The sequence below is a fragment of the Acinetobacter sp. AOR12_HL genome (assembly GCF_027855275.1).
Taxonomy (GTDB): Bacteria; Pseudomonadota; Gammaproteobacteria; order Pseudomonadales; family Moraxellaceae; genus Acinetobacter; species Acinetobacter baumannii.
Map to the genome: position 1 here is coordinate 193,012 of NZ_JAKTIJ010000012.1, position 26,675 is coordinate 219,686.

Genomic DNA, 26,675 nt, shown 5'->3' on the forward strand with positions numbered 1-26,675 from the left:
TAAGAATAATATTAATGATAATTATTATCATTTCATTATTCAATATGCTGAATAATTTTTATTTTTTTAATAACTTTTTGAAATTAAATATGTTTATTCTAAGAATGACTACTTAATGTAAATTTCTTCACTAAATTTAACAATAGTATTAAATGATAATATTCTCATTTACAATAGGTTTTCATTATAAAACCCGATTTGAGCCAACCCACTCCTGCTTAAATTAATAAGTAGTCACCTTTTCATAAATTTAATCAAGTACGTCTACAAATTGCGCCGTTAATATTTGTGCTAAATCTTTAGGGTTTACACCAATATCTAACCCTCTCTTACCACCACTTACATAAATTTTGCTGAGCTCTTGTGCAGAGGCATCAATTACTGTCTTCAAACGTTTCTTTTGGCCTAAAGGACTAATTCCACCCACTAAGTACCCTGTTAAACGTTCGGCATCTTTAGGATTTGCCATCTGTAGTTTTTTACACCCCACTGCCGTAGCTACTTTTTTTAAATTGAGTTGATGGTTAACTGGTATAACCGCAACAAAATAATTTTTCTCATCGGTAACCAGAAGTGTTTTAAACACCTCATTTACATTAAGGTTTAATTTTTCAGCAGCCTCTAAGCCAAAACTTTTAGCATTTGCGTCATGTTCATATTCATGGGTAGAAAATTCGATTTTGTTACTTTTTAACAGTCTACATGCAGGAGTCATAGGAGTTTAAGATTTAGTGAAACGATATTGATTATATTTATTTTAAGGAAAGTTTAAAATTTACTTAGGCTATTTACATCATTTACATGAAAAATCAAACGAACACCGAACAAAAAACAATCTAAACTTGATATTGAGTAGATGACTCCAATATATTTAGTTGAGATTTAAAGTCTGAACTGGCGAATTTATGAGTTACAAACACAATAATCTGATGGCAATGCGTCACCGTTTTTGGGATGAGTCTTCAGATCATGTATTAAATGAAAAGCAATTTTTACAGCAGACCTTAATCGAACAAGGCATTTTTAATAATGCGACTTTTGATGATGTTAAGTACTTTTTCTATACACTGCCTAGCATCATTATTGTAAAGGCTCATGCGCTTGGTTTTATGCATGATTCCGTCAAGCAAATGGTTATTCAACATATTCAAGCTAATCGTATACATTTAATGCAAAAGGCTGAATTGAAAATTCAATTTAAAATGTAATTTTACGGTTAGCATCTAATACGACGTTTTGTAGTGGTTTATTTTGCTGAATGGTGGATATTTTAATTTTCTCTCTAACGCTTAGGCTATTTTTAGAAAATTAAAATCTAAAATGAGACTTTCAACTCACCATTCAGTCTGAGGGAACTATTTTAATACGTTCAAAACATGTAATATTCGTTACAATTTTAGATCACCAGCGTTTGGCTGCATGATGCGCATAGGATTCTATTTTCATGTCAAATCAGAACGATAAGCTTAAGAGTTTAAAAACTTCTTCCATGGATCGACGCTTATCAATCGCGAAAGCTTCTTTACTGGCAGGAACACGTTGGGCTACTGCAAGTGCCTCTTCCCTCTTTTCTAGTGAAGAAGAAAAAGAGAAGAAGCGTAAAAAGGCAATGAGCGAGCAAGCTAATTATCTTGTTTCTGAAATTGGCAAACTAAAAGGTTCTATTGTCAAGATTGGCCAAATGATGGCGCTTTATGGTGAACATTTTTTACCAGAAGAAATTACTCAAGCTTTAAATACCTTAAATAACCAAACTGTTGCTTTAGACTGGCCAGCAATTAAACCTCATTTACAAGAACAACTAGGTTCTAAGTTAAATGATCTAACAGTTGACCATGAGCCTATCGGTACGGCTTCTCTGGCACAAGTTCATCGCGCAACACGTAAGTCAGACGGTTTAGAGTTAGTTTTAAAAATTCAATACCCTGGTGTTGCGAATGCAATTGACTCCGATATGAGTCTGTTTAAAAACATGCTTAAGCTTACACGTATGGTTCCTCAAACTCGTGAGTTTGATCAGTGGTTTGATGAAGTACGTGAAATGATGCATCGTGAAGTCAATTATCACGTAGAGGCTGCCACAACACGTCGCTTTGCTGAGCGTTTAAAAGATGATGAGCGCTATATCGTCCCTACAATTGTAGATGAATACTGTACCGATCAAGTCTTATGTATGACCTTTGAACGTGGCGTGCCAATTAATAGTCCAGTCATGCTTTCCCTTCCTCAAGAACGCCGCAATCAGCTCGGTGAAGCTTCACTAGAGATTGCAGTTCGTGAGATTTTTGAATGGGGCGAAATGCAAACTGACCCTAACTTTGGTAACTACCTTGTTCGTTTAGGTAATGGCCAAGATATTCAGGATAAAATTGTACTATTAGACTTTGGTGCGATCCGTCAGTTCGATGAACATTTACTCTCAGTTGCGCGTAATCTTATACAAGCGGGTTATCAGCATGATAAACATGCGATGGTTCAAGCAATGACTGGATATGAGTTTTTCGATGCAATGCCTGAAAGTATTAAACCCGGCATGGCCGATGTCTTTTTACTTGCGACAGAAGCATTCAGTACCCCTGCAAATAATCCAGATATGCCAGCTGGGCTGATGGATAAACATGAACGTTATGACTGGAAAAAGAGCCAGTTACATAGTCGCGTTATGCAGCAAGCAAGCAAATCAATGGCGTCTCGATATTTCTCGGTTCCCCCAAAAGAATTTATGTTTATTAGCCGTAAGTTTATTGGCGCATATACATTTATGACTGTTATTGATGCCAAAACAAATGTACGACGTATGATTCGTAACTTTGCTTAATATTATTAAGACTAGAATGATTCCGTGTCATTCTAGTCAATCCAAACAAAATAGTTCTTTTTAAAAATTTATTTTATTTTATAAAATCAAAAATATAGAACAAAACCTTTTTTGCTTTTACCATTTATCTACTCATTTTTTGAATGTCAGCAACGACATAGTTTTTTCTTATACAGCGTGTCAGCATAAAACAATAACAATGTGTTAGGACACCATAATCATGACAAATATGATCAATAAAGCCCAAGGGTTGGGTTTATCGCTGATCACAAAACTAGCTGGAAGCGATGTACTTGATCAACTCAAACTACGTAAATTTCTTGAAAGGTCTCTTTACCAAGGTTCAAAAGCTGGTTTTAGAGCATTAAGTCAGACTCAGAAAGCATTTAAACCTAAGCAAATTCCCCAACAACGCCTGCCTCAACAGAAGAAAAACCTATTTGATTTAAGCCTAACTGAAGAACAACAGATGACTTCAGAAGCAATGTCTCAATTTGCTCAAGAAGTTTTATTGGAATTAGCTCATGATGCTGATCAGACAGCTCAATTTCCAGAAAGCCTTTGGCAATATGTAGAAGATTTAGGATTAAACTATTACGCTCTTCCAGAAGCACTAGGTGGTGTCGCCGCTGAACAAAATATTGTAAGTAACTTATTGATTGCTGAAAAACTAGCTGAAGGTGATTTTAGTCTTACAGCAGGGCTCTTAAGTACGTTTAGTGTTATTAATGCCATTACACGTTGGGGTTCTACTGAAGTTCAGTCAATGTATTTACCTTGCTTTGCAGAAGACTCAGACATTACCGCCACTTTCGCTGTACAAGAAGCTACTCCAGCATTTAACCCTTATGTCTTAAAAACAAAAGCTTCTCTTGAAAATGATCAATATTTTATAGAGGGCGAAAAAACCTTAGTCATTTTAGGAGATTTGGCTGATGTGTTCTTGGTGTCTGCAGACTTTAATGGCAAGCCGGATGTATTTGTAGTACAAGCTGGCGATACCATTTCTATTAAAAGTACTCTTGCTATGGGTCTCAAAGCAGCAGAGACAGCTACTTTAAAATTCAGTAATACCCCTGCTCTACGACTAGGTGCAACAGATTTTGATTACACCGCCTTTTTAGATTTAGGCAACTTAATGTGGTGTGCAATGGCAGTAGGAACCTGTGAAGCTGTAAAAGCATATTGTATTAAATATGCCAATGAGCGAACGGCTTTCGGAGAACCAATTTCACATCGTCAAAGTGTCGCATTCATGATTGCAGATATGGCAATTGAAATTGATGCTATGCGTATGCTGATTCTAAATGCGGCAAGTCTTGCCGAAGCAGGTAAATCGTTCCATCGTGAAGCATATTTAGCTCGCATTCTTTGCGCAGAAAAATCCATGAAAATAGGAACAGATGGCGTACAAATTTTAGGTGGTCATGGGTTTACAAAAGAACACCCTGTTGAACGTTGGTATCGTGATTTACGTGCAACCGCAATTTTACATTCTGGCCTACATGCTTAAGATCAATCAGAGGATATTTTCATGAATTTACAAAATCCCAAAAAATTCAAAATGATGATTGATCAGGCACATGATGTTGCGATCAATGTTTTACGCCCTATTTCCCGTAAATACGATAAAGCAGAACATGCTTATCCGAAAGAACTCGATATGCTCGCTTCACTCATTGATGGCATGAATGAAGGTGGTGAAGGAATTAATGCAGGGGCTGCCGGTGCAGGAAAACGTGGTGAAACTGATAATGAAGGAGTCCGTAATGGAACCAACATGTCAACAGCGTTAGGCATCATTGAAATGTGTTATGGCGATACTGGGCTATTACTCAGCATGCCACGTCAAGGTTTAGGAAACTCTGCAATTGCCGCGGTCGCAAATGATGAGCAACTAGAACGTTTTAAAGGTACTTGGGCGGCTATGGCCATTACCGAGCCAGGTTGTGGTTCTGATTCTGCAGCGATCCGTACTACGGCAACTAAAGATGGCAATGACTATATTTTAAATGGTGAAAAGATTTTCGTAACTTCTGGTGAACGTGCGGACTCGGTAGTTGTATGGGCTACACTTGACCGAAAACTTGGACGTGCAGCAATCAAATCATTCGTAGTGCCTAAGGGTACACCCGGAATGAAGGTTGAACGACTTGAACATAAGTTAGGAATTAAAGCTTCTGATACAGCCGTTATTAGTTTTACTGACTGTCGTGTTCCAGCTGAAAACTTGCTCGGTAACCCTGAAATTGATATTGCAAAAGGTTTTGCCGGTGTAATGGAAACCTTTGATAATACACGTCCATTAGTCGCAGCAATGGCAATTGGCTGTGCCAAGGCTTCTTTAGAGCGTATTAAAGAAATTTTTAAAGACCAGTTAGACTCCAATTACTCTACTCCATATTTACAAACTTCTAACCTTGCTGCACAAATTTACCGAATGGAAGCCGAATGGGAAGCTGCACGGTTACTTATGCTGAAAGCCACCTGGATGGCAGACAACAAAAAACCAAACTCAAAAGAAGCTTCCATCGCTAAAGCAAAAGCAGGTCGTGTAGGCAATGAAATCACTTTGAAATGTGTCGAGTTAGCAGCAAGTGTTGGCTATAACGAAGATGAACTACTTGAGAAGTGGGCACGTGATTCAAAAATTCTTGATATTTTTGAAGGTACTCAACAAATCCAGCAACTTATTATTGCTCGACGTGAGCTTGGAAAATCTTCAAGCGAACTAAAATAAAGATATTGCAAGGGGGGTTAGCCTCCTTGCTTCTTAGCATTATAACTTATGGGTAAAATAAAACCCTCTAACCACATGATTAGAGGGTTCGGTATTTCAGGAATATATTTTTTAATTATTCAGCCTGTGTAGCTTCTAAGGACTTATCGACTACACCAAATTTTTTGAAGATTTTTGCACGACGTTTTGGTGAAATATTAGCTTTGTTTAAATCCCCTTTGTAGTGATCAAATACACGCTTATCCATCATTTTAAACCACCATGAAGGAATCATGGCTGGTAGCAGCATACTTGCATAGCCACTTGGCAACTCTGGTGCTTCATCAAAATGACGTAACGCTTGGAATGGACGAGTTGGATAAGCATGATGATCTGAGTGACGCTGTAACTGATATAAGAATAAGTTGGTCACTACATTGTTATTATTCCAGCTATGCTCTGGCATTGTACGTTCATATTGGCCATTTTCTTTTTTCTGACGCAATAAGCCATAATGTTCAATATAGTTAATAATTTCGAATAGGCTAATCCCGTAAAATGCTTGTGTTGCCAAATAAGGAATCGTACCTTTACCAAAAATTCCTACCATAGAAGCATGGAAAGCAGCACTCATACCCCAGCCTTGCAGCAATTCATTATCGAGTGACCAAAACTCTTTACCTTTACGTTTTAAACGATTTTTCTCAATTTCAATTGCTGATTTAAAAGAACCGATAACAGTACGTGGCCAAAATTCATAGAATGTTTCACCCATACGTGAAGATGCCGGATCTTCAGGAGTCGCTGCACGCTTATGATGGCCATATGGATGCTCAATACGGAAATGGTTGTAACCTGTAGGCACCAGAGCAAGATGAGATAAAATATGGTCTATACGATCATGTTTATGGCTTAATTCATGGGCTGTATTAATTGCAATACCATTAATGGCACCCATCGAAATACCAAGCAAAATTTTGTCAATAAATGAAGTATCTTTACGGCTTGTTAAATAACATGCATAAATATTTGCCGCATACTGCAATGGAATAAAACTTTTTACCAAACGCGAATAATATGGATCTTTCTCAAGAAGTTTAATTTCTTCATCGGTTGGATTACGTGCATCTTTACCAATAATTGTATCAATTGCAGGAATCACAACGTGTAATAAAAGTGGGCCACCTAAAGCAAATACTTTCTTTAATGGGCGTGGACCAAAATGGTATCCAGCTAAAATACCTAAACCAATTACAGGTAGAGCCGGACTAATCATCCATAAATAGCGCTTACGATCTATCTCACGCATAGACGCTGGCACTGGCATAAGTTCTTGCTGAACATTTACTGGTGCATTCATAGTCATATTTCCTTTTTCTATATATCTATATAGTTAAAGAAATACTATTTTCTTAACAGTTGTAACCGTCCAAAAAACCTATTTCAAAGTCTTTGGCATTTTCTTCCACTTTTTTGTCCTAAAAACACATGTTGATCTATTCTTATAGCTCACTATAATTTTATTAAAATAATGATTGATCACGTAAACATGGATGCACTAAGTAAATTTTTTGATGATATCCACTTAAATAAGTCTGAATATATTTATATAAAAGCACAAGGTGAATGGGCTTTTAAAACACAAGATCAATCTGCTTTACTGGCTTATATTGTTTTAACGGGTTCTGTATATATCCAATTAAATGTGTCAGAGAAAATAACAGCAAGAGCTGGAGATATTATTTTAATTCCTTCTGGAAAAGCGCATCATGCTACAGACTCAAAAGCTACTGCAAGTAAACTTGTAGATCCAGTCGATATCACTCCATTATTTAATGGACATCGCCACGATCCAATTGAGTTAGGCTCATCAACATCTGAAAATACCCTATTACTCTGCTTGCGCTGTCAAGTCGATACTTATATGGCAGGGCCACTTATTAATGCATTACCCTCTATTATGCATATTCAACATGAGAACCAGGCCACTCCTCCTGAATGGTTGCAAATAGGTCTCTACTTTTTAGCGGTCGAAACACAAAAAATCCAACCAGGTCATGACAAAATTATTGATCACTTAGTCAGTATTCTTTTAATTGAATGTATTCGTGATCATATTCAACAAATGTCAGATCAACAAAATTGGTTAGGTGCCCTCACACATCCTGAATTAAGTAATGCTTTATCCGCAATTCATAGTCAACCTGAAATAAGCTGGACTGTTGAATCATTAGCTGAGCAATGCTGCATGTCACGATCTAAGTTTGCCAATCTTTTTAATAGTATTATTGGTGAACCACCTCTTACTTATTTACAGCATTATCGTTTCCGCTTAGCTAGCCAATATCTACGCACAAGTAATTTATCAATACAACAAATTTCAAATAAAGTGGGCTATTCTTCCGAAACCGCATTTAGTCAGGCATTTAAAAGAGTATTTGATTTATCACCTAAACAATATAGACAAAATTATATTGGTACTAATCTCGATGAATAATAAAAAAAGCGCCGAAGCGCTTTTTTTATTACATAGATTTTATTTGATTTTAGCGTGTGACTTTAAGTATTCGCTGTAATCTTCAAGTATCTGTTGACCACGAGATTGGCGGTAAAGCTGTTTTAATTGTTGCAATTGATCAGCAGGCATAGCGTTAACAGCAGCTGAATTTACATTAGAAACAGCCACAACCACTAACTCATTTGGTAAGTTTGCGGTAGTTACAGACCACATACCTGGTTTTGGCGCAGGAACACTAAATGCTGCACGCTCAATTGCACGTTTTAAACCTTGTGAACGAGTAAATACACCCGCTGATTCAAAAGCAACTTTATTTCTCGCGACAACTTGTTCAGCTGGCTGAGTTTTGAATTCTGTCAGCATTGTAGCGATTTTCGCTTGAGCTGCTTTACGTGCTTTCTCATCAATTACTTTAGCTTTTACTTCATTCATTGCTTGGGCAAGTGGTTTAACACCAGCCGCATGATAGTCACGTACTTTAACCCAAACAGTATCTCCGTTCGCTAATTGAATATTAGATGAAGCATTACGATCGCCATTTTTCACATCATCATTAAACAATTTAATTTTTACGTTAGGATCACTTAAATATGGATTTTGAGTAGCTAAAGTTACACCATTTAATGATTCGATTTTTGTACCTTTAACTTGCTGTACAACAGCATCTAAAGAATCATTACCAACAATCGTTTCATTCAAACTATTTACGGTATCTGAATAAACAGATGCAACTTTATTCTTTTCGACTTCTGCAATTAAACGTGGTTTCTCAGCTTCAAATGAAGGAATTTGGTTCGCCTGAGTCTCCGCTTCAATAATATGATAGCCATATTGTGTTTTTACTGGCTGAGAAATTTGACCATTTTTCAAGCTTAAAACAGTTTTATCAAATGCATCAGAGAAAACACCAGGTGCATATGCTTCAACTAATCCACCTTTCGTTTTAGAAGTTGGATCTTCAGAGAACTGAGCTGCTGCTTGAGCAAATGAAAGTCCACCCTGAATTTTTGCATATACATCTTTAGCAAGTTTTTGAGCTGCGGCATCATCACGAGCGTCTGTCGTAATAAGGATATGTTTCACTATGCGTTTAGCATCTTTTTGCTGAGTTTCTACAAACTTTGCATAAGCTTGTTTAAGCTCGGCATCTGTTGCTGGAGCTGGCTTAGCCATTAAAGACGGAGATAAAACGACATAATCTACATCAACAGAAGCAGGCTGTTTAAACTCATTCTGATGTTTGTTGTAGTAATCAGTAGCCTCTTGGTTCGATGCAGTTAAACCAGCTTTATAAGGGTCTAACTTAATACTAGCCAAATGCAATGTACGCTGTTCAGTTTGCAAATTCGCAATTTGCATTAAATCAACTTTACTCACTAAAGAATAATCTGCAAAAGTTGAAGTCAACATTTTTAAAGCGTGATCTTGACGTAAGCTAGCAATTAAGCCTTCGCTTGTCATACCAATCGAACGTAAATAATTTTCATATAATTTTTGTGAAAACTGGCCATTTTCTTGCAAACTTGGCTGCTGAGCTAACATTTGCTCGATTTGAGCATCGCTTAAAGAAATACCTAATTTTTCAGCTTGTTGAATGAGCAAATTACGGGATACCAATATATCAAGAGCTTTGGCTTGAATTACCGGTAAATTAAGTAAACTTTCATCACCCTTTACAGCAGCTAAATATTGTTCTTTATACCTTTGCGTTAAAGTTTCAAGGTCTTTTTTTGATATGTCCTGTCCATTTACAGTTTTTGCGACATCTGCCTTGTTTCCCCTATTAAAATATCCTTCAATACCTACAAGCGCTAAAGGGGTCAAAAACAAAACTAAAAGGACTTTGCCGAGCCAACCCTTAATGACTGTACGAAACGATTCCATAAGTATTCCAATATTTTATTTCGAGGAGAATTTTAACTGAAAAACCACAATGAATGAATGAGCAATATTGGTCAATTCAGATTTTTAATAAAAAACGCGCCTATATTGGCGCGTTTAATCATCTTAAAAGATTAAGCAACTGAATCTTTAAGACCTTTACCAGCTTTAAAGCTAGGTACTTTTGTTGCTTTAATTTGAAGCTCTTCACCAGTTTTAGGGTTACGACCAGTACGTGCAGCACGTTCTTTAACACTGAAAGTACCAAAACCAACTAAAGTTACTGTGTCACCTTTTTTAAGTGCTTCAGTAATTGACGCAATTGTCGCATCGAGTGCCTTGCCTGCATCAGTCTTAGATACTCCCCCTTTTTCAGCAATTGCATCGATTAATTCTGATTTATTCATGAATAAAACATCCTCTTAATATCGTTTGTTTAAGGTCCAAGGCTATAGTTTAAAAGGCCATGACGCCTTTATAGCAATGCTTTGGGGGAAAACGCAATACTAGAGCAGAGCTTTTAGCAAAAATAAATGCTAAAAAACTGTTATATATTTGCTAAATCCCTACATTTTTTTACTTTTCATTCAATTTTGCCTTCAATTTCTGATTTTCTTCAATTAAAGCATCTACCTTTATATGCAGTTGAACTAGGAGTTGTTCAATGTGCTGTAAATCCTTCGGAGTGACCAAGCCAATTCTATTTAAAGAGTGGTTTACACTCGTATCTAAAATTTTCTCGACCTTATCTTTTGTATCAGAAACTGACTCTTTTGCTTTCTCGGTTACTTTACCAACAGTTGTATCTGCTAAATCACCTGTTTTGGATTCTAACTCTTCTCCTACTTTGACTAATGAGTCAAATAGTTTATTTCCTTCTTCTTCGGCACGAGAAAAAGCACCCAAACCTGCCAACCAGATTTGTTTAGTATACTTTCTAAAATCTAATGCAGATTTCCTAGAACTTTTTGATTTTGATTTATTTTTTTCTCCTTGCTCTTCTGCTTGTGTTTCTATGTTTGCATTATCCATTGATCTAAGCTCCTGATCGGATGAGAGAGACGAAGTGTTATTTAACCACAAAATATTCTTATAATAACAAAGTCAAGACTTGATACATTTATGAAACTGTTCTACAAAACAATCATGTCATGTAAATATATTTAACAGGACATTGTGTTAAGTTTGAGATAGGATGTCTCATTCTCTCAATTAATCTCTAATATTTAAGGATAAACTTTTATGAGTGAAACGCAACAAAGACAAAAACATCCACGTCTGTTGCTGAATATTGTTCTAATTATTTTAGAAACTTTTTTCTCATTTATTCTCACCCACGATGGTGTTCTTCGCTTGCAAGCGAAAAAGTTTATCGCCAATAAAATAACAATCCGTATTAATAGCTATTTGCCATTTTTCGACTTCTATGTGCAGTTTACGGAAAAAGGATTGCTATTTGATATTCACTCATATGACCGTCGGATTGATTTAGAAATTAATAGTACTCTCGTTGACCTTATCAAAATTTTTGTTTTTTCAAATCAACGTAGCCTGAATAACATGCGAATTGATGGGGATGCAGAGACTAAAAAAGAACTTATCGATTTAATTTCGCATCTCACTTTACCTAAGCTTCTAGCAGACTGGAAACAGTGGTTCAACGCACCAGATGATGAAGCCGAAGCCCTAGCCTCTCGCAAAAAAATTGCTCCATTACTTGAAAAAATCGACCAACAACGCTCAGAAATAAATTCGTTGCATGTCGAAATTAAACAGTATCAAAACCGAATTGCACGTTTACAACAGCGCCAACGGAACATTAACTTGTGCTTTGGTATAATTAGCCTAATATTTATTGTTTATTTCATATATAATTTGTGGGTAGCTTAACTTATTTTTTCTAATTTGATCCTGCACTTGAATTAAAAATAAAAAAACTTGACTATTTTAGTCGGGATTCATAAAATCCTATTATCTAGTCTTAACATGTGTATCGAATCATGCGCCTTACAACTCGCGGTCGCTACGCAGTGACTGCTCTACTTGATTTAGCTTTGCAGCCAACTGAACAAACGATCACGCTCGCCGAAATTGCCGCACGTCAATCTATTTCAGTTGCTTATTTAGAGCAGTTGTTCGCAAAACTTAAGCGTCATGGGTTAGTTTCTAGTGTTCGCGGTGCAAATGGTGGTTACCATTTGGCTCGAAACGCTGATGAAATTACTGTGTTAGAAATCATTGAAGCCGTAAATGAAACCGTTGATGCAACGCGTTGTGACCATAAAGGCAACTGCCAAAATGGTGCAATGTGTCTTACTCACGATTTATGGCAAGAACTCTCTCATCATATTGCCGACTATTTAGCTAAAATCACTCTTGCCAACCTCATTAGCCGAGACAACGTTCAAACTGTTGCATTACGCCAAAATGTAACTGGCACAGATTCAGCTCTTTTATCGGGTACAGGTATTTGATATGAAACGTCCAATTTATCTTGATTACGCAGCAACCACTCCAGTAGATCCGCAAGTTGCAGAACGTATGATGGAGTGTTTAACTTTCGACGGTACCTTTGGTAATGCTGCATCTCGTTCCCACGCTTATGGCTGGCAGGCAGAAGAAAAAGTTGAATATGCACGTGAGCAAGTCGCAAACTTAATTAAAGCTGACCCACGTGAAATCGTTTGGACTTCTGGTGCAACTGAATCAGACAACCTTGCTCTTAAAGGTGTTGCTCAATTCTATGCATCTAAAGGCAAACATATCATTACAAGTAAAATTGAACATAAAGCTGTTCTAGATCCTTGCCGTGAATTGGAAGAACAAGGTTTTGAAATCACTTATTTAGAGCCAGAACCACAAACAGGTTTAATTACTCCTGAAATGGTTAAGGCTGCCCTTCGCCCAGATACTATTCTTGTTTCTCTTATGATGGTAAACAATGAAATTGGTACAGTTACAGATGTAGCAGCGATCGGTGAATTAACACGTGCAAATAAAACGTTTTTCCATGTAGATGCAGCACAAGCAGCTGGTAAAGTCGATATCGACTTATCTACAATGAAAATTGACCTAATGAGTTTCTCTGCTCATAAAATTTATGGTCCAAAAGGTATCGGCGCATTATATGTACGTCGTAGCCCACGTGTTCGTCTAAAAGCACAAATTCATGGCGGTGGACATGAACGTGGTATGCGTTCTGGTACTTTAGCGACTCACCAAATTGTTGGTATGGGTGAAGCTTTTGAACTTGCAGGCAAAACAATGCATGCAGAACAAGAACGTATTCGTAAACTTCGTGACAAACTTTGGAACGGTTTACAAGACCTTGAACAAGTGTTCTTAAATGGCCACCCAACTCAAAACGTTGCTAACTATTTAAATGTCAGCTTCAACTTTGTTGAAGGTGAATCTTTAATGATGTCGCTTAAAGACGCTGCTGTATCAAGTGGTTCTGCTTGTACTTCTGCTACTTTAGAGCCTTCATATGTTCTTCGCGCATTAGGTTTATCTGATGAGCTAGCACACAGCTCAATTCGCTTTAGTTTTGGTAAATACACGACTGAAGAAGATATTGACCACGTGCTTACAATTACCAAAGCCGCTGTTGAGAAATTACGTGAACTTTCTCCGCTTTGGGATATGTACAAAGAAGGTATCGATCTTTCTACAGTTGAATGGGCAGAACACTAATTATTGAAATTAGTGTTTTAACCCTCATATTAATATTAGGCTGACCCCGAGGTTTGGAGAAGCGAAATGGCTTATAGCGAAAAGGTAATTGATCATTACGAAAATCCACGTAATGTTGGTGTTTTAGACAAAAACTCTGAGAATGTTGGTACAGGTATGGTGGGTGCACCTGCATGTGGCGACGTAATGCGTTTACAGATTCAAGTAAATGACAACGGTGTAATCGAAGAAGCGCGTTTCAAGACTTATGGTTGCGGTTCTGCAATTGCATCAAGTTCACTTGTAACAGAATGGTTAAAAGGCAAGACACTTGATGAAGCTCAAGCAATCAAAAACATTGATATTGCAACTGAGCTAGCTCTTCCGCCAGTAAAAGTTCACTGTTCTGTATTAGCTGAAGATGCAATTAAAGCTGCGATTGAAGATTATCGTAGTAAAAAATCAAAAGCTTAATTTGTTACCATTATAAACGTTGGAGTTTTCATGATTCATTTAACTGAAAATGCTGCGACTCATATTAGCAATTACCTTAAAAACCGAGGTAAGGGTGAAGGCATTCGCGTTGGTGTGAAAACTTCTGGTTGTTCTGGGTTGGCTTATGTTCTCGAATTTGTAGATGATATCGATGAACATGATCAAATTTTCGAACAATTCGGCGTTAAGGTTTTTGTAGATCCTAAAAGCTTAGTTTACTTAGACGGCTTAGAAATGGACTATGTTAAAAATGGCCTTAATGAAGGGTTCGAATTTAACAATCCTAATAAAAAGGGTGAATGTGGTTGTGGTGAGTCATTCACTGTTTAATTCTCTCCTTTCCTTTTTCTCATTAAAACAGTGCCTTTTAACAGCACTGTTTTAATGTATTTAATTAATGTGGACCTCATTTCTAATGAATCATTTTGAGTTGTTCAATTTACCTGTGGCACTCGATATCGATTTGGCAAGCTTGAAATCAAATTTCTTAAGTTTGCAACAACAATATCATCCAGATAAAGCCGCAGATAAAGATCAAGCATTGATCAAATCAAGTGAAATCAATCAAGCTTTTAAAACGCTTTCTCAAGTTGATAGCCGCGCTGCTTATCTTTTAGCTCTTAAAAAGCAAGATCATCATCTTGATCAATCTATTAGTGATTTCGAATTTCTACAATCCGCTTTAGAACTTCGTGAACAACTTGATGAAGCGACATCATCTGAACATTTACGTACTTTAAGATTAGAAGTACAACAATGGATTGATGGTTTGGTCCGTGAATTCAAAATTGATTACAGTGAAGAAGATTGGGCAGAAGCACGCGATACCGTACGTAAGTTACGTTTCTTTCAACGTGTTTTAAACGATATTGATAAAGCAGAAGATCAACTGTTAGATGATGAAGACAGTTTTGATTTAGACGACGATTTTTAATTTTGCTTTCTCTACTTTATTTTCAAGGGATTTAACTCATGGCACTTTTGCAAATTGCTGAACCGGGTCAATCCAGTGCCCCACACCAACATCGCATTGCGATTGGTATTGACCTAGGAACAACACACTCATTAGTTGCGACAGTGTTATCAGGCAAACCTAAAGTACTCAATGATGTTCAAAATAGAAGATTACTTCCTTCTATCGTTCACTATGGGGACAATACAACTCATTACGGTGAAGAAGCTAAACCGTTTATCATTGCAGATCCAAAAAATACAATTGTTTCTGTTAAACGATTTATGGGCCGTTCAAAGGCAGATATTAAATTTCAACACCCTTATGAGTTAGTAGGCTCAGAAAATGAAATGCCTGCTTTTGAAACCCGTGCTGGACGCAAAACACCAGTAGAAATCTCAGCTGAAATTTTAAAACAATTAAAAGATCGCGCTGAAGACAGCTTACAAAATCCTGTTAATGGAGCAGTAATTACCGTTCCTGCATATTTCGATGAAGCTCAACGTCAAGCAACTCGTGATGCAGCTCAACTTGCAGGTTTAAATGTATTACGTTTATTAAATGAGCCTACAGCTGCCGCTGTAGCTTATGGATTAGATCAAGAAAGTAATTTAGCGACCGACCGTAATTATGTAATTTATGACTTGGGTGGCGGTACTTTTGACGTATCTATCTTACGTTTTTCACAAGGTGTATTTGAAGTTTTAGCGACGGGTGGTCACACTGCTTTAGGTGGTGATGACTTAGACCGTCTAATCGTAAAATGGGCTAAAAAACAACTTAATATTGATGTTTTAAGTGATGAAGATTATGCCGTATTTATTGTGGCAGCACGTCAAGCTAAAGAGCAATTATCAACTCAAGATTCAGTTGAATTAAAGTTACTCGAAGCAACTCTCACACTAGATCGCCCTACATTTGAAAGCATTATTCAAGTAGCATTAGATAAAACGATTAGTGTTTGTAAGCGTGTACTGCGTGATGCAAAACTTGAGTTAACCGATATTCAAAATGTTGTTTTGGTAGGTGGTTCTACTCGCTCTTATGCTGTTCAAAAAGCAGTACGGGAAGTTTTTGCCCAAGAACCTCTTTGCACAATCAACCCGGATGAAGTGGTGGCAATTGGCGCTTCTATTACAGCCAACCAGTTAATCGGTAATAGCCAAGATGGCTCTCTTCTTTTAGATGTAACTCCTCTTTCTCTTGGTCTAGAGACTATGGGAGGACTCGTTGAGCGTCTGATATCTCGTAATACAGCGATTCCTGTTGCACGTCGTCAAGAGTTCACCACCTATCAAGATGGCCAAACTGCTATGTTAATTCATGTAGTTCAGGGCGAACGTGATTTAGTTGAACATTGCCGTTCATTAGGGAGATTTGTACTTCATGGCATTCCACCAATGACTGCAGGCCAAGCTCGTATTGAAGTCACTTTCCAAGTTGATGCAGATGGCTTACTCACCGTTTCTGCTCGTGAAGCAACTTCTGGCGTGCAAGCTCATATCGATATCAAACCATCTTATGGTTTATCTGAGGCAGATACGGAACGCTTATTAATTGAAGGTTTCCAACATGCCGAAGAGGACAAAAATCTTCGTCATTTAAAAGAAACTAAAGTTGAAGCAGAACGTGAGCTTGAGGCTCTTGAGCAAGCATTAAAAGTAGATGCAGATTTACTTGATGAAAAGCAGCTTGAAGCACTCAACTCTGCTAAGGAATCATTAAAAGCTCAGCTTGAAGGCAGTGATATCCAAGCGATTGAGCAAGCAGTTCAACAACTTAAAGTACATAGTGATGCTTTTGCAGCACTACGGATGAATCGACATATTGACCATGCCTTAAAAGGCACGAAGCTCGATGATTGGTCAAAATCAAATTAAAAGGTATAGGTGATCAATATGCCACGTATTAAAGTACTTCCTCACGCTCAATTTTGCCCAGAAGGAGCAGAATTTGAAGTTGAACAAAATGCAAATCTTTGCCAAAGTTTGCTCAACAAAGGAATCAAAATTGAACATGCTTGTGATATGTCTTGCGCATGCACAACTTGTCATGTGATCGTTCGTAAAGGCTTTGATAGCTTAGAAGAAATGAATGATGTTGAAGCCGATCTTCTAGACCGTGCGTGGGGGTTGGAACCTGACTCACGTCTTTCATGTCAGGTGAAAGTTGTAGATGAAGATCTTGAGATTGAGATTCCGAAATACACAATTAACCACGCTTCGGAAAATCACTAATAAATAATAAAAAAAGCTGCTTAGGCAGCTTTTTTTATTTATATAAAATTTATACCTGATCTTGTTCTTCATCGATATTTATAGGCTTAACTTCATCCTCAAGTCTAAGCTGAGCAACACCTTGAGTATTAACCAAAGTTTGTTGAACTTTAATGCGCTGAATCATTTTTTCAAGCACTTCAACCAACTCAGGGTATTCGTAGTTTTGTACTTCTTCTAAATTTAAAACTAAATGGAAACCTTTATATTCATAATCAAACCATTGTTGATGGTCTGATTTATTTCCTGTGTATTTTTCCATGACTTGCCATGTTTTTACTGCCCCTTGAATACCCTTTAAATAAATTGGGGTCTTAGGCGCACATAGAAAATCACTTTTGATCAATTGATAAGTATCATCAGAAATGAGTATTTCATCAATTTCAGCAGCATACTGTAAACGTGCCGCTAAATTTACGTCGCGACCTACAATCGTATAAGCCATACGATGGGTTGCACCATAATTCCCTACGTGGCAATAACCTGTACTAATACCCATACGGATATGTAAGGCTGAATATCCCATTTTCTTCCATCGTTCGCGCAATAACTTCATTTGCTGTCGCATAGCAATTGCCATTTCTACACACGATTTGGCATCTTGCTCAACTCCTTGTGAATTCGGATCTCCAAAAAATATGAGAATCGCATCTCCCATAAATTTGTCGACTGTCGCTTCATATTGCTTTGCAATTTCAGTCATATGACTTAAATAATCGTTAAGCAAGAAAGCTAAGTCATCAGGAATTAAAGTTTCTGATAGTTCAGTGAACCCCTGAATATCAGAAAAGAATACGGTCATTTTTTTACGTTTATATTCGATTTTTGCTTCAGCTTCCCCACGCATAATCGACTGCCATAATTGTAATGGAGCATAGCGGCTTAACTGATTAGCAAAAGCAATATAACGTGTCATCTGGTCATAATAATGCTGACGTTGCTGACTAATTTTTTTAACCCAGCGGTGTTGGTAATAATTTCCAATAGTGATAAACATTACCAAACCAAGTAAGGTAATTACTGTTAATTCTTGGCTTGTGGCTTCGAAATATGGATGAAAACCAAATAGGAAAAATGTACTCAAATAAAAAATAATCGCACCAAGCAAACTCGTTAAACAAATAACTGCAAAGGAAATACGACTATTAATTGCTGAGTAAAACAATGCAAAAAGCGCAATAAATGTTGGAACGAGATTAAGGTGCACTCCTGCCAGAGTAACAGCCACTACAATCGCATCTATTGCGAAAAAAACACTTTTTTGAGTTTTCTTATCAAACTGGTACTGCAACCAGTGTTCTAGTTTAGAACTGACAAAAAGTAAAAAAAGAAAAAAAGGAGGAATATAGATTTGATAATTAGTATTCGGTGAGGTAAAGGCATAGATCACTAAAATTAATGACAGAATTGAATATCCCATCAAACGATGAAAATATGCAAACTGCTTAGGTTCCCGATCTATAAACCTCTCTAATTGCACCCTATCCTCCACATTTCAATGTTGCCACATTGATATGTGGCATTACATTGATTTAATCCATGCGCCAATCAAAAGGCATATCACCTTGGCCACGTAGAGCAAGCATAAGAGTCTGACGCATATGAGCTAAAACATCACTTGTATATGGCACGGCTGGTGTACCCCATACAGGTTTCGGCCAAGCTACATCATTTTGATAGCGAACAACATGGTGGAAATGCAATTGAGGCACCATATTGCCTAAAGCTGCTACATTCATTTTATCAGCACGGAAAACGCGAGATAACTGGCTAGATAACCAGCTTGATTCACGTAAAAACTGTTCTTGGTCAGCTTGACTCAATTCGTATAGTTCCGTGATTCCTGGTACGCGTGGTACTAAAATCAACCAAGGAAATTGCATATCATTCATTAAACGACATGTTGAAAGCGGGAAATCGCCTACAAAAAAAGTATCTTGAGCAAGTTGTGGATGCAAACTAAACATATCTTTTATAAATGACAATAAACAATAATGGCTAATACTATCACATCAGTTTTGATGTGAATATTATTAGTAGCCCGTTTGCTTACAAATAACAATGATTTTATGCACTTATTCATATCTCAAGGTATAAATAGTGCATAAAATCCAATTACAACAAAACAAATGTCCTGATTAGCTAGCACTGGTTAGAAAAATAGATCTCAGGCATGTAGTTCACTCATCAATTTTTGCAATAAATCATTGATAAATTGAATTCGTTTTTCATACTCTTCAAGCTGTACCATCACCTTCAAACGTTGCCCACCTTCCATACGGTAATAGGTCGGATTTTTTTGCATTAACTGAATAATACTAATGGCCTGAACTGGCGTATCTGGTGAAAACTCAATATTTCCACCTTGAGTATTAATATCAATTTTCGTAATACCTAAATGTTCTGCTTTCAAACGGATTTGATGCACGCTAAATAAGTGCTTAACCGACTGCGGTGGAATACCGAAACGGTCAATAAGCTCCATACGGATGTTATCTAGTTTTTCCTGTGTATCGGTATTACTAATACGTTTATAGAATAATAGACGCTGATGAACATCACCTAGGTAATCATCTGGAATAAGTGCAGGAATATGTAAGTTAATTTCGGCAGTTAACGACAATGGAGCATCAAAATTCGGGGTTTTACCTTGTTGAATTGCTTTAGTCGCTTTCTCAAGCATTTCCATATACAAGCTATATCCTATCGCCTGCATTGAGCCACTTTGTTGCTCGCCTAACAATTCGCCTGCCCCACGAATTTCCAAATCTTCCGTAGCGAGCATAAAGCCTGCACCTAATGTCGAAGCACGTTGAATCGCATCAAGGCGTTTTTCGGCATCACCTTTTAAGTGTTTAATCGAAGGTACTAATAAATACGCATATGCTTGGTGATGCGAACGACCTACACGGCCACGTAACTGGTGTAATTGCGCTAAACCAAGTTTATCCGCACGTTCAATTAAAATTGTATTGGCATTTGGAACATCGATACCTGTCTCAATAATGGTTGAGCACACCAGCACATTATATTCTTTGTGATAGAACTGCTGCATAACTTGCTCAAGTTCGCGTTCACGCATTTGTCCATGTGCTACCGCTACACGTGCTTCGGGTACAAGCATACGAATATTTTCGGCAGCTCGCTCAATGGTCTCTACTTCATTATGTAAGAAATAAACTTGTCCACCACGAAGTAACTCACGCAAAATCGCTTCCTTGATTGAAGCATCTGTATGCTCTTGCACAAAGGTTTTTACTGCTAATCGACGGGCTGGCGGAGTGGCAATAATCGACAAATCACGCATCCCCGAAAAAGCCATATTAAGCGTACGAGGAATTGGCGTTGCTGTAAGTGTCAACATATCAACATCGGCACGTAAAGCTTTGATACGCTCCTTATCACGCACACCAAAGCGATGCTCCTCGTCTACAACCATTAAGCCTAAATCTTTAAACTGAACATTCTCTTGTAGAAGCTTATGTGTACCTACCACAATATCGACTTTACCATTTGCCAAGTCTTCAATATTTTTCAAATGTGTTTTGTTTGAACCAAAACGTGAGAGCACTTCAATACGTACTGGCCAATCAGCAAAACGGTCTTTAAAAGACTCATAATGTTGTTGAGCTAGTAAAGTCGTAGGAACTAAAACAGCGACCTGTTTGCCATTTTGTACCGCTACAAATGCTGCACGCATGGCCACTTCGGTTTTACCAAAACCTACGTCACCACACACCAACCTATCCATTGGTTTTGCTTGCTGCATATCATAGAGTGTGGCTTCAATTGCATTAGCCTGATCAAGGGTTTCTTCATACGCAAAACCGCTTGCAAATTGCATATAGAGCGACTGATCCAGTTCAAAAGCGAAGCCAGGTTTTGACTGACGACGTGCCTGAATATGTAAAAGCTCAGCTGCAACGTCATGAATTTGCTCTAATGCTTTACGCTTAGCTTTACTCCAAGCATCAGTTCCGATTTTATGTAACGGTGCTAAATCCGGGTCGCCACCACTATAACGGCTAATTAGATGCAAGTTCGTTACTGGAACATAGACTTTTGCATCTTCGGCATAATCTAGTTGTAAGAACTCATAGTCTTGTCCTTCAATCGCGAGTGTAATTAAGCCAGCATAACGCCCCACACCATGATCGATATGTACAACAGGAGCACCAATGCTGAGCTCAGTTAAGCTTCGAATCAGAAACTCTTCGGAAACTTCCTGTTGACGCTTGCGACGACGCTGTACAACTCGGTGCTCGTAAAGCTGATTTTCTGAAATAACCGTTAATTGATCAGTTAAAAGTAAGCCACGATCTAAAGGTGCATTAGTAATAGCAATTGCGAACTGACTAATTTGGAATTGCTCAAAATTCTCTACATTCGGAATCTCACCTAAACTTGAACGCAACGCATCTTTTAAGCTTTCGCGACGTCCTGCACTTTCCGCAACCAATAGAACAGGATGATTTGCTTCATCAATATATTTTTTTACGGCACTAAATGGTTTTTCTTTTTTCGGATCGACTGGCAACTTGGGTGGTTGTTCAGTTTTAAGATTAAGTGCACCAGCTTTTTCTTCAATAGTTTCTGCGCTTACAAGCATTCGTGGAAACTGGTTTAAAGCACTCAGCAAATGATTTGGAGAAATAAATAGCTCTTCTGGAGCAAGAATAGGTTGATCCATATTATGGCGCCGGTCTTCATAACGACGCATAACTTCTTTCCAGAAATTCGTTAAATCAGTGTCAATATCACTAGTTGTAATTACAATGCAATTCTTTGGTAAGTATGTTGTGAACATACTTTGTGACTGCATTTGTTCTTTATCAAAAAATAGCGGTAAATAAAATTCAATGCCAGGCGATGCTATACCATCTAAAACGTCCTGATAAATTGGATTTTTCTTAGGATTGGCAGTAGGAAAAAACTCAGAATAACGGTCTCTAAAAACTGAACGTCCTTCTTTTAAAGGGAATTCTTTCGCGGGTAAAACCGTAAAACTTTTTAGTGTGGTTGTTGTTCTTTGAGTTTCAGGGTCAAAGAATTTTAAAGAATCAATTTCATCGTCAAATAAATCTATGCGGATCGGAGATTCTTGCCCAGATGCAAAAATATCCATAATACTACCGCGTACAGCAAACTCACCATGGTCATAAACTGTATCTACTAAGTGGTAGCCCGCCTGAACTAACCTTAATTTTTGTTGTTCTAAATCAAATTTTTGACCCACTTTTATATCAAAGTGTTCTCCTAATACCCATGAGTAAGGCGCAACCCGTTGAGCCAAGGTACTTGCTGAAATCAGTAATACGCCTTGTTTAGGTATATTAGATAAAATAGCAAGACGTTCTGACACAATATCTTGATGGGGAGATAAACGGTCATAAGGCAAAATTTCCCAATCCGGAAAAATTGTCGGCTTAACTCCATAAAACTCAAGTTCACTTTCTAATTGAGCAACATGTTGGTTGTTTCTAGCAACTAATACCAATAAAGAAGAATGCTGAGTGGCAATTTCTTTAAGCAATAAAGCTGCTGATGAACCTAATAATGACCCCACCCAACGCTTTTCACCGGCCTTGAGCTGTTGCAAATTCAATTGAGAGATTTCTTGTTGAAACATGTATATGGCTTTTATGAGCTAAAAAGATATGAGGTTAATAGTAGCATGATGTTTTTAGTGAATTGAGTTATTTTTCTGCAATCAAGCTACTACTTTGTGATACTTTTTTATAGTTCTTAAACAATCATTTGAAGTTATTTGTCTCGTAAAAACATTACATAATATTGGTTTAATACCTGTATGATTGCTTTAAGCTCAAGTAACTTTTCTTGTGTATTACCTAACCTTTCCACATATCGTTGTGTTGCAATCTCTAAATCAATCTTTTCATTAATTTGTGGTGTAATTTGAAATAGCTTAGGTAAGTTATCAAAATTCTGTAATTTACGATTTGAAAAATACTCAAGGTGCTCTGACCACTTTTCATTAATCACGACATCTTTAATAACTGGACCACGCTCTGAATCAAAACTGAGCTGATTCTCTTGTAAATAAATTTGTTCTGGTGTCTCTTTCGAACCTTGAAAAAGTTGGGTTAATTTTTTAAACATCTCATCACATCATATTAATTTCAATTTATATAGTAGAGGCAATCTACTCACCTCTACCATCTAAGTTTATTTTTAATGCCTACTCGTCACCCAAGCTATCTAGAAAATCTACTGTCGGTACGAAAAATAGAGTTCCTGTTTGGGCAGTACTAAAGTCAAGTAATCGATCAAGATTACCTTGCTCATTTCCTAAGAACATATTTTCAAGCATTTGACGTGTCGTACTAAATTTACGTGAGTAACCAATAAAAAAAGTACCATATTCATTTTTGGATGGATTCGAAAAAGGCATATTTGCACGCATAATTTTTAGTTCATTGCCTTCTGCATCATGCGCTTTACTTACTACATTATGTGCTGTTAAAGGCTTCTCGTCATCATCAAGCTCAATATCGTTGAACTTTTTACGCCCGATAACTCTTTCTTGTTCCTCATCGCTTAAGGCACGCCATTTTTCCATATCATGGGTATATTTTTGGATAAATGCATAACTTCCCCCAATAAAGTCAGGATCTTCGTTACCCACTAATGCCCATTGTGCAGCAATTACAGGTTCAGGATTTTCTGTCCCATCTACAAAGCCAATAATCGCACGCCCATCGAAATAACGAAAACCATGCACTTCATCAATTGGGTAAGTTACTTTACCTAACTGTTCATTGATGATACTTCCTAACTCATAACATAAAGCCTGTCGATCAGCACGAATATGAAAGAATAAATCCCCGGGTGTTGAAACGGCTGTGTATTTTGGGCCTTTGATTTCTTGAAATGTTTCTAATTCTTGAGGCTTTGCTTGCTGTGGAAATAAAATATCCCACGCGTTTGAGCTAAAACCTAATATGGCATTAAATTTAGTTTCAGGATAACGGTTAGACAAACTTCTGGTTAACGCTGAGAATTTACCAGCAAAATCTTTTACTTTTTCTACAACAGAATCACCTTGAGCTAATCCTAATACAATAAATAAAGCATTTTCTCCAGGATGACTCGTTACAGGCTGAATTCTCATACATTCCATAAAACAGGCCTTATTTTGGTAATTTAAGATAGTAATTTAGCATATTCATGTTTTTATCGTATGATTTCTTATTGTTGTCGCTTCTTAAAAGAGACTGAGTTATCTCAATCTCTAGCGTGTTTTTCTCATTTATATTTTAACTGCCATATTGTTTTTTTAGGTACTTTACAATTTCCGCAGATTCAAACATTTTAACGCCTGTATTTGGGTCCACTAAATAAGGCACTTGCATTTTACCTTGCATGACCGGCAACAATTTTTCTCGCTTTCCCTCTTTTAAAGGTTCATATTTGCCCGGTTTTAACCGAAGAATCGCAGGCCCCATATCTTGCCATCTTTCTTTGGCAACACTATGTAAAATGTAAGGTAGCTCAAGCTCACTTAATACACTTCTTACTACTCTTGAATACGGACTTGCTTCAAAGCTCCATAGTTCAAGTTTATGCTCAGGCGCAGCTCTATTTACTATTTTTTTATTAATCCAGACACCACGAGCACCATTTAATAATGTTCCGGCAAACGCCAGATATGGCATTTTTGGATAATTTGAAAACTTATCAGGAGTTTGGCCTGTCTTACCATAGTATTTAAATAAATGATGAATGATATCTTGTGATTCGTATAATTTGTCACCTGTATTTTCATCAATAAAAAAAGGAAACTGTAATTTACCGCCAATTTCTTTAACTATGGAGCGATATTTTAATCCACCTTTCGGGCATGGATAAATTTCGACATCCAAATTTAAAAGTGTAATCACTTCACGAACGCGGCGACAAAATGGTGAACCCTCAAATTCATAAAGTTTAAGAGCTCTAACAGGCTGTTTAGGAAATGCTGTACCTGTAACACCTCTACCACCTTCAGCAATTGCAGACGCTAATGCTTGCAGTACTTTAATTTGATGATTCACCATTATGCATTCCTTTATTTAATTGTGGAGCTAGACTAGTTTTTCTTTAGCAATCACAATTCCATTATTATCTGCATAGATAAAATCACCAGATTGAATTGTGACTCCACCAAAATACAAAGGAATATCTACTTCACCAATGCCCTTACGGTTACTTTTTTGCGGAATTGCAGCCAATGCATGTACACCTAAATCTAAGCTTGCAAGTGCATCAACATCACGTACACAGCCATAAATAACCACACCATTCCAGTTATTTTTAACTGCTGATTCCGCAATCATATCTCCCATAAGTGCACAGCGCATTGAAGCACCACCATCCACAACCAATACCTTCCCTGTACCATCTGTAGCCAATAACTCTTTTACACGCGAGTTATCTTCAAAACACTTTACAGTCACAACTTGTCCGCCAAAAGTTTGTCGTGCGCCATAGCTTTTAAAGAACTTACCGTCCATTGATGGCGTGACCACTTGCAAATCTTTTTCCGGATTGTCATCTAATAAATCACATGTCACAAATGGTACTGTCGACACTTTTATTCTCCCTTATCGAGTTTGTTGTATGCTGAGATTATCATATCGTTTAAAAGCTTCAATTTGCGTTAGCGCCGCTACGACCATGGTATGAGCCAATTGCTCTGCTGTAACTGGTTTATATTTGAAAGGCTTAGTCCATTTATTTTCAATAAGTTTAAATAAACTTTGTCCTAAATCTTCAATAAAACGCACATCGCTACGCTTACCAATCAGTAGAGAAGGTCTAAAAATAGATAATTTTTCGATTCCTAAACTTTGAATATAATCTTCTAATTCGCCTTTTACTTTATTGTAGAAAATTGGCGAATTAGCATTTGCCCCAAGTGCACTAACAATTAAAAAATGAATATGTTTATCTTGGATTAAGTCTGCAAAGTGAGCATTTATCTCATAATCAACTGCATAAAAGCCTTGTTTTGAGCCCGCTATTTTTAAAGTTGTACCTAAGCAACTAAATGCATGAGTATGACCATTCACATCTTCATCATTGAGCAATAAAAAATCGTCTATAACGAGCTGAGTAACTTTCTTATATGTATTAAGTAGTTGTGATTCTTTTCTTACTACAACGGTAATGGCCTCAAATTCTGGTGTTTGCTCAAGTTGTTCAACAAGCGCTAAACCAACGAGTCCTGTAGCACCTACTACAATTGCTTTTTTCGTACTTATAGTCATTTTTTATCCAACCCTCTTTAAGTTTGTATCAAATTTAACCTTTTCTTACGGTTTTAGCAGCCCCTAAAACCGCTT

General features: G+C 37.2%; 26 protein-coding genes. 13 read left to right on the forward strand and 13 right to left on the reverse strand.

Features of this window, described 5'->3' with window-relative positions; all coding sequences use genetic code 11:
- Positions 1 to 250: 250 nt before the first annotated feature.
- Positions 251 to 715 carry a Cys-tRNA(Pro) deacylase gene (gene ybaK / locus MKL36_RS05180; protein WP_000186524.1) on the reverse strand — a complete coding sequence of 155 codons (465 nt, stop codon included), beginning with the start codon at positions 713 to 715 and terminating at the stop codon, positions 251 to 253.
- A gap of 190 nt (positions 716 to 905) precedes the next feature.
- Between ybaK and MKL36_RS05185 the strand changes: the two genes are divergently transcribed.
- The 4 genes from MKL36_RS05185 (at position 906) to MKL36_RS05200 (ending at position 5,558) form a co-directional block, all read left to right on the forward strand.
- Positions 906 to 1,208, forward strand: coding sequence for a hypothetical protein (locus MKL36_RS05185; RefSeq protein ID WP_001983881.1), 303 nt, complete (start codon positions 906 to 908; stop codon positions 1,206 to 1,208).
- Between the two features lie 236 nt (positions 1,209 to 1,444).
- Positions 1,445 to 2,818: an ABC1 kinase family protein gene (locus tag MKL36_RS05190; RefSeq protein WP_021510814.1), complete on the forward strand. Its 1,374-nt coding sequence runs from the start codon at positions 1,445 to 1,447 to the stop codon at positions 2,816 to 2,818.
- Between the two features lie 229 nt (positions 2,819 to 3,047).
- On the forward strand, positions 3,048 to 4,331 hold the full coding sequence (locus MKL36_RS05195; protein WP_171251838.1) for an acyl-CoA dehydrogenase family protein: 1,284 nt from the start codon (positions 3,048 to 3,050) through the stop codon (positions 4,329 to 4,331).
- Between the two features lie 21 nt (positions 4,332 to 4,352).
- Complete coding sequence (locus tag MKL36_RS05200; protein ID WP_021510816.1) at positions 4,353 to 5,558, forward strand: acyl-CoA dehydrogenase family protein; 1,206 nt, start codon at positions 4,353 to 4,355, stop codon at positions 5,556 to 5,558.
- A 115-nt stretch (positions 5,559 to 5,673) separates the two neighbouring features.
- On the opposite strand, the gene MKL36_RS05205 is transcribed toward MKL36_RS05200, so the two are convergent.
- Positions 5,674 to 6,897, reverse strand: coding sequence for an alkane 1-monooxygenase (locus tag MKL36_RS05205; protein WP_000993544.1), 1,224 nt, complete (start codon positions 6,895 to 6,897; stop codon positions 5,674 to 5,676).
- Between the two features lie 189 nt (positions 6,898 to 7,086).
- On the opposite strand from MKL36_RS05205, the gene MKL36_RS05210 reads away from it, so the two are divergent.
- Positions 7,087 to 8,034, forward strand: coding sequence for an AraC family transcriptional regulator (locus tag MKL36_RS05210; RefSeq protein WP_000339569.1), 948 nt, complete (start codon positions 7,087 to 7,089; stop codon positions 8,032 to 8,034).
- A 39-nt stretch (positions 8,035 to 8,073) separates the two neighbouring features.
- On the opposite strand, the gene MKL36_RS05215 is transcribed toward MKL36_RS05210, so the two are convergent.
- From MKL36_RS05215 to MKL36_RS05225, 3 genes are all read right to left on the reverse strand, one after another.
- Positions 8,074 to 9,939, reverse strand: coding sequence for a SurA N-terminal domain-containing protein (locus tag MKL36_RS05215; protein ID WP_000443423.1), 1,866 nt, complete (start codon positions 9,937 to 9,939; stop codon positions 8,074 to 8,076).
- A gap of 131 nt (positions 9,940 to 10,070) precedes the next feature.
- The gene (locus tag MKL36_RS05220; protein ID WP_001043034.1) at positions 10,071 to 10,343 is read right to left on the reverse strand and encodes an HU family DNA-binding protein; all 273 of its coding nucleotides are present in this window, start codon (positions 10,341 to 10,343) and stop codon (positions 10,071 to 10,073) included.
- Between the two features lie 169 nt (positions 10,344 to 10,512).
- Entirely contained in the window at positions 10,513 to 10,968 is a 456-nt protein-coding gene (locus tag MKL36_RS05225; protein WP_000368000.1) for a phasin family protein, read from the reverse strand.
- A 210-nt stretch (positions 10,969 to 11,178) separates the two neighbouring features.
- Here MKL36_RS05225 and MKL36_RS05230 point away from each other — a divergent pair, with 210 nt between their 5' ends.
- From MKL36_RS05230 to fdx, 8 genes are all read left to right on the forward strand, one after another.
- The gene (locus MKL36_RS05230) at positions 11,179 to 11,826 is read left to right on the forward strand and encodes a hypothetical protein (protein ID WP_000005343.1); all 648 of its coding nucleotides are present in this window, start codon (positions 11,179 to 11,181) and stop codon (positions 11,824 to 11,826) included.
- A gap of 110 nt (positions 11,827 to 11,936) precedes the next feature.
- Positions 11,937 to 12,410, forward strand: a complete 474-nt coding sequence (locus tag MKL36_RS05235) for an Rrf2 family transcriptional regulator (protein WP_001241480.1) — start codon at positions 11,937 to 11,939, stop codon at positions 12,408 to 12,410.
- A 1-nt stretch (position 12,411) separates the two neighbouring features.
- Positions 12,412 to 13,629, forward strand: a complete 1,218-nt coding sequence (locus MKL36_RS05240; protein ID WP_000828390.1) for an IscS subfamily cysteine desulfurase — start codon at positions 12,412 to 12,414, stop codon at positions 13,627 to 13,629.
- A gap of 66 nt (positions 13,630 to 13,695) precedes the next feature.
- Positions 13,696 to 14,082 (forward strand): Fe-S cluster assembly scaffold IscU, encoded by a 387-nt coding sequence (iscU, locus tag MKL36_RS05245; RefSeq protein ID WP_000331712.1) that lies wholly within the window; start codon positions 13,696 to 13,698, stop codon positions 14,080 to 14,082.
- Positions 14,083 to 14,112: 30 nt separating this feature from the next.
- A complete protein-coding gene (gene iscA, locus MKL36_RS05250) occupies positions 14,113 to 14,433 on the forward strand; it encodes an iron-sulfur cluster assembly protein IscA (protein ID WP_000581597.1) in 321 nt (106 codons plus the stop codon).
- 85 nt (positions 14,434 to 14,518) lie between these two features.
- A complete protein-coding gene (gene hscB / locus MKL36_RS05255; RefSeq protein ID WP_001015254.1) occupies positions 14,519 to 15,037 on the forward strand; it encodes a Fe-S protein assembly co-chaperone HscB in 519 nt (172 codons plus the stop codon).
- Between the two features lie 38 nt (positions 15,038 to 15,075).
- Positions 15,076 to 16,935, forward strand: a complete 1,860-nt coding sequence (gene hscA / locus MKL36_RS05260) for a Fe-S protein assembly chaperone HscA (protein WP_001196574.1) — start codon at positions 15,076 to 15,078, stop codon at positions 16,933 to 16,935.
- 18 nt (positions 16,936 to 16,953) lie between these two features.
- Positions 16,954 to 17,292 (forward strand): ISC system 2Fe-2S type ferredoxin, encoded by a 339-nt coding sequence (gene fdx / locus MKL36_RS05265; RefSeq protein WP_001137383.1) that lies wholly within the window; start codon positions 16,954 to 16,956, stop codon positions 17,290 to 17,292.
- Positions 17,293 to 17,341: 49 nt separating this feature from the next.
- Here fdx and MKL36_RS05270 read toward each other — a convergent pair whose 3' ends face one another.
- From MKL36_RS05270 to MKL36_RS05305, 8 genes are all read right to left on the reverse strand, one after another.
- Positions 17,342 to 18,811 (reverse strand): adenylate/guanylate cyclase domain-containing protein, encoded by a 1,470-nt coding sequence (locus MKL36_RS05270; protein ID WP_001175670.1) that lies wholly within the window; start codon positions 18,809 to 18,811, stop codon positions 17,342 to 17,344.
- A gap of 52 nt (positions 18,812 to 18,863) precedes the next feature.
- Positions 18,864 to 19,298: an HIT domain-containing protein gene (locus tag MKL36_RS05275; RefSeq protein WP_000492048.1), complete on the reverse strand. Its 435-nt coding sequence runs from the start codon at positions 19,296 to 19,298 to the stop codon at positions 18,864 to 18,866.
- 200 nt (positions 19,299 to 19,498) lie between these two features.
- Positions 19,499 to 22,960, reverse strand: a complete 3,462-nt coding sequence (gene mfd / locus MKL36_RS05280) for a transcription-repair coupling factor (protein WP_021510817.1) — start codon at positions 22,958 to 22,960, stop codon at positions 19,499 to 19,501.
- 134 nt (positions 22,961 to 23,094) lie between these two features.
- On the reverse strand, positions 23,095 to 23,451 hold the full coding sequence (locus tag MKL36_RS05285) for a hypothetical protein (RefSeq protein WP_000473795.1): 357 nt from the start codon (positions 23,449 to 23,451) through the stop codon (positions 23,095 to 23,097).
- Positions 23,452 to 23,530: 79 nt separating this feature from the next.
- Positions 23,531 to 24,463: a Dyp-type peroxidase gene (locus MKL36_RS05290; RefSeq protein WP_001222569.1), complete on the reverse strand. Its 933-nt coding sequence runs from the start codon at positions 24,461 to 24,463 to the stop codon at positions 23,531 to 23,533.
- A gap of 145 nt (positions 24,464 to 24,608) precedes the next feature.
- Positions 24,609 to 25,391 carry a glutathione S-transferase N-terminal domain-containing protein gene (locus MKL36_RS05295; RefSeq protein WP_085916949.1) on the reverse strand — a complete coding sequence of 261 codons (783 nt, stop codon included), beginning with the start codon at positions 25,389 to 25,391 and terminating at the stop codon, positions 24,609 to 24,611.
- Between the two features lie 24 nt (positions 25,392 to 25,415).
- The gene (gene rraA, locus MKL36_RS05300; RefSeq protein WP_000108825.1) at positions 25,416 to 25,922 is read right to left on the reverse strand and encodes a ribonuclease E activity regulator RraA; all 507 of its coding nucleotides are present in this window, start codon (positions 25,920 to 25,922) and stop codon (positions 25,416 to 25,418) included.
- Positions 25,923 to 25,934: 12 nt separating this feature from the next.
- Positions 25,935 to 26,600, reverse strand: a complete 666-nt coding sequence (locus tag MKL36_RS05305) for an NAD(P)H-binding protein (protein WP_000156076.1) — start codon at positions 26,598 to 26,600, stop codon at positions 25,935 to 25,937.
- Positions 26,601 to 26,675: the final 75 nt, after the last annotated feature.